The sequence below is a fragment of the Streptococcus oralis genome, assembly GCF_001075875.1.
GTDB classification, from domain to species: domain Bacteria; phylum Bacillota; class Bacilli; order Lactobacillales; family Streptococcaceae; genus Streptococcus; species Streptococcus oralis_I.
Window position 1 is genome coordinate 52,176 of the sequence record NZ_JUOS01000115.1, and the last position, 15,172, is coordinate 67,347.

Consider the following 15,172-nt stretch of genomic DNA (forward strand, 5'->3'; position numbering starts at 1 on the left):
GAAATAACCATGTCACTAAAAGATAAATTTGATAAGTTTATAGATTATTTCACTGAAGATGGAGAAGAGGTGGCACCAAGCGTTGCTGAATTAAAGTCTGAACAAACCTTAACTTCAGTTTCGGCTCCAAAGGAAGAACTTCCACGAGCTCAACAGTTACCACAATCTTCACAAGTGAATTCTAAAGAGAAAAATATTACGCGCCTTCATGCTCGTCAGCAAGAGTTGGCGATGCAGAGCCATCGTAGCACAGAAAAGGTAACTATTGATGTTCGTTATCCTCGTCGCTACGAAGATGCAACAGATATCGTTGATTTGTTGGCAGGTAACGAAAGTATTCTCATTGACTTCCAATACATGACTGAAGTACAAGCACGCCGCTGTCTAGATTACTTGGATGGAGCTCGTCATGTGCTAGCTGGTGAATTGAGAAAAGTTGCAAATACTATGTATCTTTTGACACCAGTAGGAGTTGTGGTTAATATTGAAGACATTCGCTTGCCTGATGGTTCTCACGGTGAAGAGTTTGATTTTGATATGAAGAGAAATCGAGTGAAGTAATGATTTTTCTAATTCGTTTAATACAGAATGCTGCAACTATCTATTCATGGATACTTGTAGCTTTTGCTCTATTATCTTGGTTACCCAATGCCTATGATACAGCACTAGGTCGTTTGTTAACTAGCTTAGTCAAACCGATCCTTCAACCCTTGAGACGTTTGCCACTAAGGGTTGGTGGTTTTGATTTTACAGTTTGGGTGGCTGTCATTTTAGTTCATTTAGTCGGTAACTATCTAATCCGTTTTCTTTTAATACTAGCATGAGAAAAGATATTTATCAGCATTTCTCAGTCGAGGATATTCCTTTCATTGATAAGGGATTGGAGTGGCTTAGGCAGGTAGAAGAGCACTACGCTCCCATCCTAACTCCCTTTATCAACCCCCATCAGGTCTTTATTTTAAAGACATTGGGGAATCATCAAGGAATTCAAGTTTTTTCAAGCAACGATTTTGTAGCTAGCGAGTATAGTCGTGTGCTTCTTACACCAGATTATTTCATACCGACTTTGATGGATTTTGAAATGGAATTGCTTGAGATTGTTTATTCTAGTAAGTTCGACCAATTGACACATGCCAAGATTTTAGGAACTGTTCTGAATCGATTGGGAATTGATCGCAAATTGTTTGGTGATATTTTAGTTACGGAGAATAGAGCCCAAATCATTGTGGACCAAAGATTCACTTCTCTCTTTCAAGATGGGATTCAAAAGATTGCTAGATTACCTGTTAAACTAGAAGTCGTATCTTTTGAAGAATTGGTAGAAGCCGTGAGTGATTATCAGGAAAAGGAAGTTTTAGTTCCGAGTATGCGCTTGGATGCTTTCTTGTCAAATGTTCTGAAATTGTCTCGCTCGCAGACGGCTGATTTATTAGAAAGAAAATATGTTCAGGTAAATTACCATCTGGTTGAAAAATCTGACTACCAAGTTAAATTAGGTGATTTAGTAAGTGTCAGACGTTTTGGACGGATTATCTTACTCAAAGAAAATGGTCAAACCAAAAAAGATAAGAAAAAAATAACAGTCCAATTACTACTAAGTAAGTGAGAAGAAAAATGTCGATTACACCACAAGAAATTATTGATAAAGCTTTCTCCATTAAATTCAGAGGCTATAATAAGGAAGAAGTTGACGAATTTTTGGATAAGATTTATTTTGACTATGAGGAACTTGTCCGTTACAAGGATGAAACTGAAGTCTATATCAAAAGATTAGAAGAACGTCTTTCGTCTTTTACTGATGATTTTCCTAAAAGAACAGTGACAAGCGAGCAAGAACCAGAACCATTGAATGATTCTATTTTTTATTAAGTAAGTGAGGGGAAAATATGCCAATTACATCGTTAGAAATCAAGGATAAAACCTTTAGTACCAAATTCAGAGGTTTTAATCCTGAAGAAGTTGATGAATTTCTAGATATTGTTGTTCGTGATTATGAAACGCTTGTTCGTAGTAACCATGAAAAAGAGCAACACATTAAAAATTTAGAGGAACGTTTGTCTTATTTTGATGAGATTAAGGAGTCATTGAGCCAGTCTGTATTGATTGCTCAAGATACTGCAGAACGTGTCAAACAAGCTGCTAATGAACGCTCTCAAAATATCCTTAAACAGGCTGAACAAGATGCTCAGCGTCTGCTTGATGAAGCTAAGTATAAGGCTAATGAAATCTTGCGTCAAGCTACAGATAATGCTAAGAAGGTTGCAGTAGAGACAGAAGAATTAAAGAATAAGAGCCGTGTCTTCCATCAACGTTTGAAATCTACGATTGAGAGTCAATTGGCCATTGTAGACTCTTCTGACTGGGAAGAAATTTTGCGTCCGACAGCAACTTACCTTCAAACAAGTGACGAAGCTTTTAAAGAAGTTGTCGGAGAAGTTTTGGGTGAAGATGTAACTGGATATCATGATGAAGAACCAATTGACATGACTCGTCAGTTTTCACCAGAGGAAGTAGCAGAGCTCCAAGCTCGCATTGAAGCAGCTAATCGAGAATTGGCTGAATCACAAAAAGAAACAGTTCCAGATACTGCTAGTTCAGTAGTAGAAGGAGTCGTTTCTTCAAACCAAGATTCTCAACCAGCACCCTTGACAGAATCTATTGATCTTTTATAAGAAAGAAAATCTGAGAACAAGATCTAACCAAACATATTTACAGCGAGTAGGCGACGGTGGAAGTCCTACAATCCCTGTTGATTAGATTATCCTCTCAAGTTATCAAGTCTGAAGTTAGTAGGATTTGACGTTTCCCACGTTACGGGAAAAGAGGGAGAAAGACTAGTTCTTTTTCCGAACAAAGGTGGTACCACGATTTTCGTCCTTTTTAGCGAGTCGTGGTTTTTATTTTGTCTATATAAAAAAGGAGATATCATGAAACTCAAAGAAACTTTAAATCTTGGGAAAACTGACTTCCCAATGCGTGCAGGTCTTCCAACCAAAGAGCCAGTTTGGCAAAAAGAATGGGAAGAAGCAAAATTGTACCAACGCCGTCAAGAATTAAATGAGGGAAAACCTCATTTCACTCTTCATGATGGCCCTCCATACGCTAACGGAAATATCCACGTTGGTCATGCTATGAACAAGATTTCAAAAGATATCATTGTTCGTTCTAAGTCTATGTCAGGATTTTACGCACCATACATCCCGGGTTGGGATACACACGGACTACCAATCGAGCAAGTTTTGGCAAAACAAGGTGTCAAACGTAAAGAGATGGACTTGGTTGAATACTTGAAACTTTGCCGTGAATACGCTCTTTCTCAAGTAGATAAACAACGCGAAGACTTCAAACGTTTAGGTGTTTCTGGTGACTGGGAAAATCCATATGTAACTTTGACCCCTGACTATGAAGCAGCGCAAATTCGTGTCTTCGGTGAGATGGCTAACAAGGGCTATATCTACCGTGGTGCCAAGCCAGTTTACTGGTCATGGTCATCTGAGTCAGCTCTTGCTGAAGCAGAGATTGAATACCACGATTTGGTATCAACATCACTTTACTATGCCAATAAGGTCAAGGATGGCAAAGGTGTGTTAGACACTGATACTTACATCGTTGTTTGGACAACAACTCCATTTACTATCACTGCTTCTCGTGGTTTGACTGTTGGTGCGGATATTGATTACGTTTTGGTTCAACCTGCTGGTGAAACTCGTAAGTTTGTGGTTGCTGCTGAATTGTTGAACAGCTTGTCCGAGAAATTTGGTTGGGCTGATGTTCAAGTGTTGGCAACTTACCGTGGTCAAGAATTGAACCATATCGTGACAGAACACCCATGGGATACTGCAGTAGATGAACTCGTTATCCTTGGTGACCACGTTACAACAGACTCTGGTACAGGTATTGTCCATACAGCTCCTGGTTTTGGTGAGGACGACTACAATGTTGGTGTGGCTAATGGTCTTGAAGTTGCTGTGACAGTTAACGAACGCGGAATCATGATGGCTAATGCTGGCGCTGAGTTCGAAGGTCAATTCTATGACAAGGTGGTTCCAACTGTTATCGAGAAACTAGGCAACCTCCTTCTTGCTCAAGAAGAAATCTCTCACTCATACCCATTTGACTGGCGTACGAAAAAACCAATCATCTGGCGTGCAGTGCCTCAATGGTTTGCTTCTGTATCTAAATTCCGCCAAGAAATCTTGGACGAAATTGAAAAAGTAAAATTCCATTCAGAATGGGGTAAAGTCCGTCTTTACAACATGATTCGTGACCGTGGTGACTGGGTTATCTCTCGTCAACGTGCTTGGGGTGTTCCACTTCCGATCTTCTATGCTGAAGACGGCACACCAATCATGACAGCTGAAACCATTGAGCATGTAGCTCAACTCTTTGAAGAGCATGGTTCCATCATCTGGTGGGAACGTGATGCTAAAGACCTCTTGCCAGAAGGATTTACACATCCAGGTTCGCCAAATGGTGAGTTCAAGAAAGAAACAGACATCATGGACGTTTGGTTTGACTCAGGTTCATCATGGAATGGTGTTTTGGTAAATCGTCCAAATCTGACTTATCCAGCTGACCTTTACCTTGAAGGTTCTGACCAATACCGTGGTTGGTTCAACTCATCACTTATCACATCTGTTGCCAACCATGGTGTAGCACCTTACAAACAAATCTTGTCACAAGGTTTTACCCTTGATGGTAAAGATGAGAAGATGTCTAAATCTCTTGGAAATACTATTTTGCCTAGCGATGTTGAGAAACAATTTGGCGCTGAAATTCTTCGTCTTTGGGTAACAAGTGTAGATACTAGCAATGACGTTCGTATCTCAATGGATATCCTTAGCCAAGTATCGGAATCTTACCGTAAAATCCGTAACACTCTTCGTTTCTTGATTGCTAATACATCTGACTTTAACCCAGCTGAGGATGCAGTAGCTTACGATGAGCTTCGTTCAGTTGATAAGTACATGACGATTCGCTTTAACCAGCTTGTTAAGACCATTCGTGATGCTTACGCAAACTTTGAATTCTTGACAATCTACAAGGCCTTGGTGAACTTTATCAACGTTGACTTGTCAGCCTTCTACCTTGATTTTGCCAAAGATGTTGTTTATATCGAAGGTGCCAAATCATTGGAACGCCGTCAAATGCAGACTGTCTTCTATGACATTCTTGTCAAAATTACGAAACTCTTGACACCAATCCTTCCTCACACTGCGGAAGAAATCTGGTCATACCTTGAGTTTGAAACAGAAGACTTCGTTCAATTGTCAGAATTGCCAGAAGCAGAAACTTTTGCTAACCAAGAAGAAATCTTAGATACATGGGCTGCCTTTATGGACTTCCGTGGACAAGCTCAAAAAGCCTTGGAAGAGGCTCGTAATGCCAAAGTAATCGGTAAATCACTTGAAGCTCACTTGACAGTTTATCCAAATGAAGTTGTGAAAACTCTACTCGAAGCAGTAAATAGCAATGTAGCTCAACTTTTAATCGTGTCAGACTTGACCATCGCAGAAGGACCAGCTCCGGAAGCTGCCGTTAGCTTTGAAGATGTAGCCTTCACAGTTGAACGTGCTGCAGGTGAAGTATGTGACCGTTGCCGTCGTATCGACCCAACAACAGCAGAACGCAGCTACCACGCAGTTATCTGTGACCACTGTGCAAGCATCGTAGAAGAAAACTTTGCGGACGCAGTTGCTGAAGGATTTGAAGCTAAATAATTCTTTATACTTGAGTTTGGGACAATAGTGTCTCGATTCTATCAAAAAAAGCAACGGTTTTGTTCCGTTGCTTTTTGCATGGTTGCGATAGTCTTGGTAAAATAGAATTGCACAAAAACCATTTAGAAAGGCTATCTCATGCATATTCACTATAACACAAATCAAACAACTTTACCTCTAGAAATTAGTTCTTTCTTGCCACAAGACCATCTTGTTTTACTATTGAAAAAGTTGTGAATACCTTGGAGGATAGTCATTTCCATGCCTTCTATCATGCCTTTGGTCGCCCGTCTTATCACCCTAAAATGCTTGTATCTACTCTTCTATTTGCCTATTCACAAGGGATTTTCTCTGGGCGAAAAATTGAAAAAATGATGATTGAAAATCTGGCTATGCAGTATCTAACAGGACAGTTAGTTATCAGCTATCGCACCATCAATCGTTTTCGTGTCGCTGAAGGGATGGAAGAACTCATTCGTGATTTTTTTATTGATCTCAATCTTCGTTTAAAAATGGAAGAGTTAGTAACCCTAGATTGCTTGTTTATTGATGGGACTAAGATTGAAGCTAATGCCAACAAATATAGTTTCGTGTGGGAAAAGGTAGCCGACAAGTTTTCAGCCAAACTTCAAGAACAGATACAGATCTATTTTCAAGAAGAAATCACTCCCCTTATCCATCAGGCCATTAAGCTGGATGAAGAAGAGACTATCTCCTCAGAGCAGTTGCTTGCATTCGCTCAAGTCCTTGAATAAGAATTGAGAAAACTGAACCAATACATTGAGGAGACACCCGTTAAAGGGAAGGATGAACGTAAAACCCAGCGTCGTAAACTCAAGCAAAGTCCTGCGTAAAGTCAAGGAGGATTTTTCAGTACGTGCTGAAAAATATGAGAAGTATCAAGAGACATTTGAAGGGCGTAACAGCTTTTCCAAAACCGATACAGATGCCACTTTTATGCGGATGAAAGAAGACCATATGAAAAATGGTCAACTCAAGGCTGCTTATAATCTTCAAATCGCTACTGAAAACCAATTTGTGCTTCACTATGATATCTTCTCAAATCCGACTGACACTAAAACTCTTCTGCCATTCCTTGAAACCTATCTGCATGATGTAAAGAGAGTTGTCGCAGATGCTGGATATGGAAGTGAAGAGAACCTCCTTCGTTTAGATGAAAAGGGGGTGAATCATCTGATTAAATATGCCATATTTGACAAGGAACAGAAGAAAGGGTATACACAGTCGGCTAGAAATTTAGGGAATTGACACTACAATGACAAGGAGGATAGCTATATTCATCCTGACGGCTGGTGCTATCGTTTTCACCATACCAAACATCAGAAAACACAGACGGACTTTCAACAGGAAATCAAGGTTTACTACGCTGATGAACCTGAATCAGCTCCTCAAAAGGGACTGTATATGAACGAACGCTATCAGCACTTAAAAACTAAAGAATGTCATGCGCTTTTATCACCCGAGGGTAGACAGATTTTCGCTAAACGCAGGATTGATGTGGAACCTGTCTTTGGGCAGATAAAGGCTTGTTTGGGTTACAAGAGATGTAACCTGATAGGCAAGCGTCAAGTGAGAATTGAAATGGGATTGGTACTTATGGCCAATAATCTCCTAAAATACAATAAGAGAATGAGTCAAAATTAAAAGCTAGAGTTCCACAATTGGAAATCTCTAGCTTTTTTGTGACTGAGAACTATTTTGTCTCAGACTCATTTTTTTATATTAAATTTGTTCAGCCAAAACCTTTTCAGCAAGGTTCATAGCGTGGTCTGACACACGAGTATAGTGTGAAATGATGTCGATAAAGTTGACACCTGCTTGGGTAGAACATTCACCATTGTTTAGGCGCTTGATGTGAGTCTTACGAAGGACACGTTCCATCTTGTTGATGGCTTCATGGCGTTCAATAAGAGCTTGAGCTTTTTCAAGGTCATTGTTTTCAACACTTTCAAGAGCGTCTTTAACGAAATCGCTTGTTTGACGGTAAATCTCTTCCAACTCTTCTAGGGCTGAGTTAGAGAATTGAACATTCTTGCGTTGCAAGTAGTCGTTAAGATTAATCAAAGCTTCAGCGTGGTCACCGATACGTTCCAAGTCTCGAGAAGAGTCAAGGATGTTGGTTAAGACTTCACTCTCTTTTTGGCTCAATGCTTCACTAGATAGACTAATGAGGTAACGTGTTAATTTCTCGTCGATTGTGTTGATAGCTTCTTCAGTCTTGTGTCCTTTTTCAGCTACTTTTTCGTTAGAATTGATAATGTAGTCGTAAGAAAGATCGAATGCTTTTACAGCATAGTTTCCTAGGTGCAAGAGTTCTTTCTTGGCATTTCCTAGGGCGATAGAAGGAGCTTGCTTGATGAGTTGTTCATCCAGGTAAAGAGGTTCGTATTTAACAACTTCGTCTTCACCAGGGATTAGCTTAGTAACAAAGTAAGCCAAAGCACCGATGAATGGGAATTGTACAATGGTGTTACTTACGTTAAAGGCACCGTGTGAGAAGGCAATCGTCATCTCAGGTGAGAGGTGAAGTAGTGCCTGGAAGTACTCGATCATCGAAGTGAATGGGCCTAACAAGATTAAGCAGAGGATGGTTCCTAAAACGTTAAAGGTAACGTGTGTTGCTGCAACTCGTTTAGCAGAGATGTTTGCTCCGGCTGCTGCGATGATAACTGTTAAGGTTGTACCGATATTATCTCCGAATAGGACTGGTAGTGAACCTTTGAGGTCGAGGAATCCACCTGCATAAAGACCTTGTAGGATCCCGATGGTTGCAGAAGATGCCTGAATCAGAACGGTAATGACAGCACCAGCCACAACTCCCAAGATAGGATTTTGACCCAAGGTAACCATGTATTCCTTGAACTGAGGCAAGTCTTTAAGAGGGCTCATCCCAGCACTAATGAGGTTAAGGGCATAGAAGATACCACCCACACCAAAAAGGATACGTCCAATATTATTTGCAGTACGGTTTTTTGTAAAGAATAAGAACATGGTTCCAAGGAAAATCAAGGGAAGGGCATACTCGCCAAGTTTGAAACCGATGATGAAGGACGTTACGGTCGTTCCAATATTGGCTCCCATGATAATCCCGATGGCCTGTCTAAGGGTGAGGAGACTAGCACTAACCAGTCCAACCGTAATAACCGTTACACCTGTACTTGACTGGATGAGGGCAGTGACGACAATCCCCACTAAGACCCCTAAGAAGGGATTACTTGTGTATTTGTCAATGTAATAACGAAGGCGGTCTCCAGCAGCTTGTTGCAAACCGTCTCCCATGGTCTTGATACTATACAAAAACAGTCCCAGACCACCTAAAAAGTGAAAAATAATTTCCTGCCAATTAATGGACATTTTCTTTTTCCTCCGAAAAATAATCGCGGAATTTCTCCCATTCTATTTTAAAGGATAAAAGTAAATCTAACAAGTAGTAAATGCTCTTTTTTTGAGAAAAATGTTGTTTTAATTCGAAAAATGGCAGATGATTGTCTAATTTATATTAATTCTTCACTTCTTTATAGTTCTTGAAGGGCTAGTGTTGACTCTTTTTCTAAATATCGTAAAATAAAAATGACCTGTTCTGTGTATTTTTGGAACAGCTACTTTTTTAATTCAAAATAAAGCGCTTACTTTCAAGGAAAAGTCAAAGGAGAAAAAGATGAAGAATCCATTTTTTGAAAAACGTTGTCGCTATAGTATTCGAAAATTGTCAGTGGGTGCCTGCTCATTGATGATTGGTTCAGTTCTATTTGCAGGTCCAGCTTTGGCTGAAGAGTCTGTCGTTCCAGAAAATGGGACAACAACTACAGCAGTAGCTTCAGAGCAACCGTCAACCACTACTCCAGCAGAAGCAACTACACCAGCACCAGAAGTATTGAAAGAGCTAGAAGCAAGAGAAGACAAGGCAAGTGAGCAACCAGCTTCAGAAGAAAAACCAACCTTGGATCAATTAACTACAGGTGATAAGGAAGCCACTAGTCCAGCTGCTGAAACTCCTAAGGTGGAAGAAGCGCCTGCTACTACAGAAAATAAGCCAGAAGAAAAAGCTACTGTCGCTGACGTTCCTAAGAAAGAAGAAAAAAGTCTTCGACCAAAAGAAATTAAGTTTGACACCTGGGAAGATTTGTTGAAATGGGAACCAGGTGCCCGTGAAGACGATGCTATTAACCGATCTTCAGTAGAACTAGCCAAGCGCTATCGTGGACATGTTGTCAATGAAAAAGCTAATAAGGATGCCAAGGTTGAAGCCCTTGCTAACACTAACTCTAAGGCTAAAGACCATGCTTCTGTAGGTGGTGAAGAGTTTAAAGCCTATGCCTTTGACTACTGGCAATACTTGAATTCAATGGTCTTCTGGGAAGGGCTCGTTCCAACTCCAGACGTGATTGATGCTGGTCACCGTAATGGTGTCCCAGTATTAGGTACTCTATTCTTCAACTGGTCTAACAGTATTGCAGACCAAGAAAAATTCGCTGCAGCCCTTCAACAAGACGAAGACGGAACATTCCCTATCGCTCGCAAGTTGGTTGATTTGGCTAAATACTATGGATTTGACGGCTACTTTATCAACCAAGAAACAACAGGTGATATCGTAACACCTCTTGGTAAGAAAATGCGTGATTTCATGCTTTATACCAAGGAATATGCGGCTCAAGTCAATCATCCAGTGAAATATTCTTGGTACGATGCCATGACCTATGAATATGGTCGTTATCATGAAGATGGACTTGGTGAATACAACTATCCATTCATGCAAAAAGAGGGAGACAAGGTTCCTGCAGATCACTTCTTTGCCAACTTTAACTGGACTAAAGAGAAAAATGATTACTCTGTAGCTATGGCCAAATGGCTAGAACGCAGTCAGTATGATGTTTTTGCAGGTTTGGAATTGCAACAAGGTGGTTCTTACAAGACAAAAGTGAAATGGGATGCCCTTTTTGATGAGAATGGCAAACTTCGCTTATCACTTGGACTTTTTGCCCCAGATACTATCACGAGTCTTGGGAAAACAGGTGAAGACTATCATAAGAATGAAAATATCTTCTTCACAGGTTACCAAGGAGATCCAACTGGCCAAAAACCAGATGACAAGGACTGGTACGGGATTGCTAACCTCGTAGCTGACCGCACACCAGCAGTAGGACGTACCTTTACAACATCCTTTAACACCGGACATGGGAAGAAGTGGTTTGTAGACGGTAAAGTTTCTAAGGATTCTGAATGGAACTATCGTTCTGTATCAGGGATCTTGCCTACATGGCGCTGGTGGCAAACATCATCAGGAGCTAAACTCCAAGCTGACTATGACTTTGAAGATGCCTACAATGGTGGTAACTCACTTAAATTTGCGGGTAATTTAGCTGAAAATACCAACCAAGATGTTCGTCTTTACTCTACAAAACTCGAAGTAACAGATAAAACAAAACTTCGTGTTGCCCATAAAGGTGGTAAGGGAAGCAAGGTCTATGTAGAGTTTGCGACTCAGAAAAACTATACCTATGGTGGCGAGAATGCTCGTAAAGAGCTGACTCTATCTGACGACTGGACAAAAGACGAATTTGACTTGAGTGCCTTGGCAGGTCAGACCATTTACGGTATCAAACTTACTTTCGAAAATACTGCTGCTCTTAAGGATTACCAATTCAATTTGGGTGAGTTGACTGTAACAGATAATCAAGAGGCTCCTCAAGCACCAACAGCTCTTAAAGTAGCCAAGCAATCTCTCAAAAATGCCCAAGAAGCGGAAGCTATTGTTCAATTTACAGGTAACAAAGATGCTGACTTCTATGAAGTTTATGAAAAGGATGGCGATGCTTGGCGTCTATTGACTGGTTCATCTGCTACTACGATTTATCTTCCAAAAGTTAGCCGTTCAGCTAGTGCAACTGGCACTAGTCAAGAGTTGAAGGTTGTCGCAGTTGGTAAGAATGGCCTTCGTTCTGAAGCAGCAACCACAAACTTTGACTGGGGAATGACTGTCCAAGACACAAGTCTTCCAAGACCGCTAGCAGAAAATATCGTTCCAGGAGCGACTGTTATCGGAAGTACCTTCCCAAATACAGAAGGTGGAGAAGGCATTGAAGGTATGTTGAATGGGACCATCACCAGCCTATCTGATAAATGGTCTTCTGCTCAGTTGAGTGGTAGCGTTGATATCCGTTTGACACAACCACGCCGTGTCGTTAGATGGGTCATGGACCATGCCGGTGCTGGTGGAGAATCTGTAAATGACGGCTTGATGAATACTAAGGACTTCGACCTCTACTACAAGGATGAAGCTGGAGAATGGAAACTAGCTAAGGCTGTTCGTGGAAATAAAGCTCATGTTTCAGATATTACCCTTGATAGCCCAATCACTGCGCAAGACTGGCGCTTGAATGTTATCACATCTGACAATGGAACACCATGGAAAGCCATTCGTATCTACAACTGGAAGATGTACGAAGCTCTTGATACGGAGAGCCAAAACATTCCAATGGCGAAGGTGGCGGCGCGTGTCCTAACGGACAATAAGATTCAGCTTGGATTCTCAGAAGTTCCTGCTGGAGCTACCATCACAGTTTATGACAAGGCAGATTCACAAACTCCAATCGCTACCTTAAATACAGCAGTTGGAGGGGACTTGGCGACAGATCCATTGAGCTTTGAAAAACGTCCAAACCTTCTTTACTATCGTACACAATTGCCAGGTAAAGAAATCAGTAATACTCTTGCTGTAACGATTCCTCAGGATGAAAGAAAGATTAAGGCTGTCAGTCTAGAAGTGGCACCTAAAAAGACAAGTTACCAAGATGGTGAGGAATTGAATCTCAAAGGTGGTCTTCTTCGTGTCAAATACGAGGGTGAAGAAGCAGATGAGGTCATTAACCTTAGCCATGCAGGTGTTGTAGTCAACGGCTACGATGCTCACCACCATGGCGAACAAGAGTTGACAGTAGCCTATCTTGGTCTTCCAGTTGCAGGAAGCTTTAAGGTTCAAGTGACAGGTGAAGAAGCTGGTCCAAAAGAAGTCGCAGCCTTGTATATTAGCAAGCAACCGAAAATTGACTACTTGGTAGGCGATACTCTTGACTTATCAGAGGGACGCTTCAAGGTCTTGTATGATGATGAAACGGAGACAGAACATAGCTTTACAGACCAAGGAGTCGAAATTACAGGCTATGATTCTCAAAAAGCAGGCCGTCAAAAACTCCAGTTGCACTATCAAGGACAAACTGTCGAATTTGATGTTCTAGTATCACCTAAGGCAGCCATTAACGACGAATATCTGAAACAAGAAATCACATCTGCTCAAGGACACAAAGAAACAATAGCTTATACATTTGCGGATGTAGCAAAACAAGCAGCTCTAGTTGAGAAGATTGAAGCAGCGAAAGCAATCTTAGAAAATCATGATGCTAGTCAAGAAGCAGTCAACCAAGCCTTGAATGACTTGAAACAAGCTGGTACTGAATTGGATGGCAATCAACGTTATCAAATTGCTAGAGAAGAATTGGAAAGCTTGCTCGAATCTGTCCTTGAAAAAGATCCTCAATCTGAGTTGATTGCGCAAGCTGAAGCTTTATTATCTTCACAAACACCAACTCCAGAAGCTTTTGCAAGGATGAAGGAAGAACTCAATAAAAAACTCCTTGTTAAAGAAAGCCATCATGTAGGCAGCTTAGAAGAAGGCGAAACTGCGCCAACAGTTGAAGCACTACCTGAGTTAGTGGTTGAAACAGAAGCTCAAGCATTCGAGCGTCAAGAACGTCCGTCAGGAGACCTCTTATTGGGTGAACGACGTCTTGTTCAGGCGGGAGCAGAAGGACAAATCCGTCACTTGATTAAAGTGGATGCCAAAGGCAACCGTACTCTTCTTCAGACAGAAGTCGTCAAGGAAGCCGTGGCAGAGATTACTGAGGTTGGTACTAAGATTGAAAGTAGCACTCAACCGCTTGACGGTTCTGGAGATCTTGTTCTCGAAAAACCAGAATTGGAAGTGAAGGAAGAAGCCCTAGCCTTCAAACACCAAGAGCGTCCGACAGCAGATCTTTTACTGGGTGAACGCCGTCTGGTTCAAGCAGGTGAGGCTGGCCAAATCCGTCACTTGATTGAGGTAGATGCTAAGGGGAGTCGCACACTTCTTCAGACAGAGGTAGTCAAGGAAGCAGTGACTGAGATTACTGAAGTTGGTACCAAAGTAGAAAGCCGTGTTCAGCCACTAGACGGAGTCAAAGATTTGACAATTAGCAATCCAGCAGTGGTGATTGAAGAAGAAAAAGTTGCATACGGCCATGAAGAACGAGCAAATCCTAGCCTTCAAGCAGGTGAACGCCGTCTAGTTCAAGCTGGAATGGAAGGACTTCGTAGAAATCTTGTAGAAGTTGATGCAGAAGGCAACCGCAGTCTTAAGGGTACAGAACTTGTCAAAGAAACTGTTACTGAGATTGTTGAGATTGGGCCAAAAGTGGATACCCAAGATAACAAACCTCTTGCACCTGCTCCAGTAGCACAAGCAGCTAAGCAGGAACCAGCAAAAGCAGAAGCACAAGCTGAAAAACCTGAAGGAACACAACTTCCAAGTACAGGTGAAGGAGCAGATGCGAATCTCCTTGCTCTTGGCTTAGTTGGAGTTCTAGGTGGTTTTGGACTTCTCGCACAAAAGAAAAAAGAAGAGTAAGTTGAACTTCTAAATTACTGTCTGACAAGATAATAGTATTAAAAGGCAAGAGCCATTTTTGGCTCCTGCCTTTTTGCATTTATGTGACTTTCAGTCCGTCTCGCTCCGTTAGGTGCGAGACAAATAAACCACCCGCTATGCGGGTGCGCGTCGAAGGTTATACCACAAAAACTCCAAACGCGATACAATAAAGGTGTTCAAGCCAAATGTAAAGCGAAAGGAGAAAAATATGGCACAAAAGGCTCATAGTTTATCGCACACAAAGTGGCACTGTTCTATCACATTGTGTTCACCCCTAAGTATAGACGAAAAGTGATCTATAATCAATATCGAAGTAGTTTAGGTGAAATATTTCATCGCTTGTGTAGTTATAAAGGTGTTGAAATTATCGAAGGACACTTGATGCCAGATCATGTACATATGTTAGTAAGTATTCCACCAAGGATAAGTGTTTCAAGTTTCATGGGTTATTTAAAAGGCAAAAGTGCACTCATGATGTTTGACAAACACGCAAATCTCAAGTACAAGTTTGGGAATCGGCATTTTTGGGCAGAAGGTTATTATGTGAGTACGGTTGGACTCAATGAAGCCACAATTAAGAAATATATCCAAGAACAGGAAAAACATGATATAGCACTAGATAAATTAAGTGTGAAAGAATATGAGGATCCCTTTAGGGACAGTAGTAAGTAATACTCACGCCTCTTTAAGAAGTCAAGAGCAATGAGGCTTGAACAACGTGAAAGCCAGCGTCTTTAGGCGCTGGCTGGTA

General features: G+C 41.2%; 8 protein-coding genes and 2 pseudogenes. 9 read left to right on the forward strand and 1 reads right to left on the reverse strand.

The annotated features are described in order from the left end of the window. Positions 1-9 precede the first annotated feature (9 nt). The 7 genes and pseudogenes from ADM33_RS06725 (at position 10) to ADM33_RS11920 (ending at position 7,385) form a co-directional block, all read left to right on the forward strand. A complete protein-coding gene (locus ADM33_RS06725) occupies positions 10-561 on the forward strand; it encodes a cell division protein SepF (protein WP_049503965.1) in 552 nt (183 codons plus the stop codon). Then, positions 561-824, forward strand: coding sequence for a YggT family protein (locus ADM33_RS06730; protein ID WP_049503967.1), 264 nt, complete (start codon positions 561-563; stop codon positions 822-824). Before ADM33_RS06725 ends, ADM33_RS06730 begins: the two co-directional genes overlap by 1 nt. Further along, positions 821-1,606, forward strand: coding sequence for an RNA-binding protein (locus ADM33_RS06735; protein ID WP_049503969.1), 786 nt, complete (start codon positions 821-823; stop codon positions 1,604-1,606). Before ADM33_RS06730 ends, ADM33_RS06735 begins: the two co-directional genes overlap by 4 nt. A gap of 8 nt (positions 1,607-1,614) precedes the next feature. Further along, a complete protein-coding gene (locus tag ADM33_RS06740; protein ID WP_049503971.1) occupies positions 1,615-1,869 on the forward strand; it encodes a DivIVA domain-containing protein in 255 nt (84 codons plus the stop codon). 17 nt (positions 1,870-1,886) lie between these two features. Continuing rightward, positions 1,887-2,672 (forward strand): DivIVA domain-containing protein, encoded by a 786-nt coding sequence (locus ADM33_RS06745; protein WP_049503972.1) that lies wholly within the window; start codon positions 1,887-1,889, stop codon positions 2,670-2,672. Between the two features lie 255 nt (positions 2,673-2,927). Beyond that, positions 2,928-5,720 (forward strand): isoleucine--tRNA ligase, encoded by a 2,793-nt coding sequence (ileS, locus tag ADM33_RS06750; protein WP_049503974.1) that lies wholly within the window; start codon positions 2,928-2,930, stop codon positions 5,718-5,720. A gap of 138 nt (positions 5,721-5,858) precedes the next feature. Next, a pseudogene (locus tag ADM33_RS11920) lies at positions 5,859-7,385 on the forward strand (IS1182 family transposase). Between the two features lie 78 nt (positions 7,386-7,463). Here the strand turns inward: ADM33_RS11920 and ADM33_RS06770 are convergent. Continuing rightward, entirely contained in the window at positions 7,464-9,095 is a 1,632-nt protein-coding gene (locus ADM33_RS06770) for a Na/Pi cotransporter family protein (RefSeq protein ID WP_049503978.1), read from the reverse strand. Between the two features lie 304 nt (positions 9,096-9,399). Here ADM33_RS06770 and ADM33_RS06775 point away from each other — a divergent pair, with 304 nt between their 5' ends. Further along, positions 9,400-14,400 carry an endo-beta-N-acetylglucosaminidase gene (locus ADM33_RS06775; protein WP_049503979.1) on the forward strand — a complete coding sequence of 1,667 codons (5,001 nt, stop codon included), beginning with the start codon at positions 9,400-9,402 and terminating at the stop codon, positions 14,398-14,400. Positions 14,401-14,629: 229 nt separating this feature from the next. After that, positions 14,630-15,093: pseudogene (tnpA, locus tag ADM33_RS06780) on the forward strand (IS200/IS605 family transposase). Positions 15,094-15,172: the final 79 nt, after the last annotated feature.

Coding starts and splice junctions, on each gene's coding strand:
- ADM33_RS06725 (WP_049503965.1), top strand. CDS start 10: ATGTCACTAAAAGATAAATTTGATAAGTTTATAGATTATTTCACTGAA.
- ADM33_RS06730 (WP_049503967.1), top strand. CDS start 561: ATGATTTTTCTAATTCGTTTAATACAGAATGCTGCAACTATCTATTCA.
- ADM33_RS06735 (WP_049503969.1), top strand. CDS start 821: ATGAGAAAAGATATTTATCAGCATTTCTCAGTCGAGGATATTCCTTTC.
- ADM33_RS06740 (WP_049503971.1), top strand. CDS start 1,615: ATGTCGATTACACCACAAGAAATTATTGATAAAGCTTTCTCCATTAAA.
- ADM33_RS06745 (WP_049503972.1), top strand. CDS start 1,887: ATGCCAATTACATCGTTAGAAATCAAGGATAAAACCTTTAGTACCAAA.
- ileS (WP_049503974.1), top strand. CDS start 2,928: ATGAAACTCAAAGAAACTTTAAATCTTGGGAAAACTGACTTCCCAATG.
- ADM33_RS06770 (WP_049503978.1), bottom strand. CDS start 9,095: ATGTCCATTAATTGGCAGGAAATTATTTTTCACTTTTTAGGTGGTCTG.
- ADM33_RS06775 (WP_049503979.1), top strand. CDS start 9,400: ATGAAGAATCCATTTTTTGAAAAACGTTGTCGCTATAGTATTCGAAAA.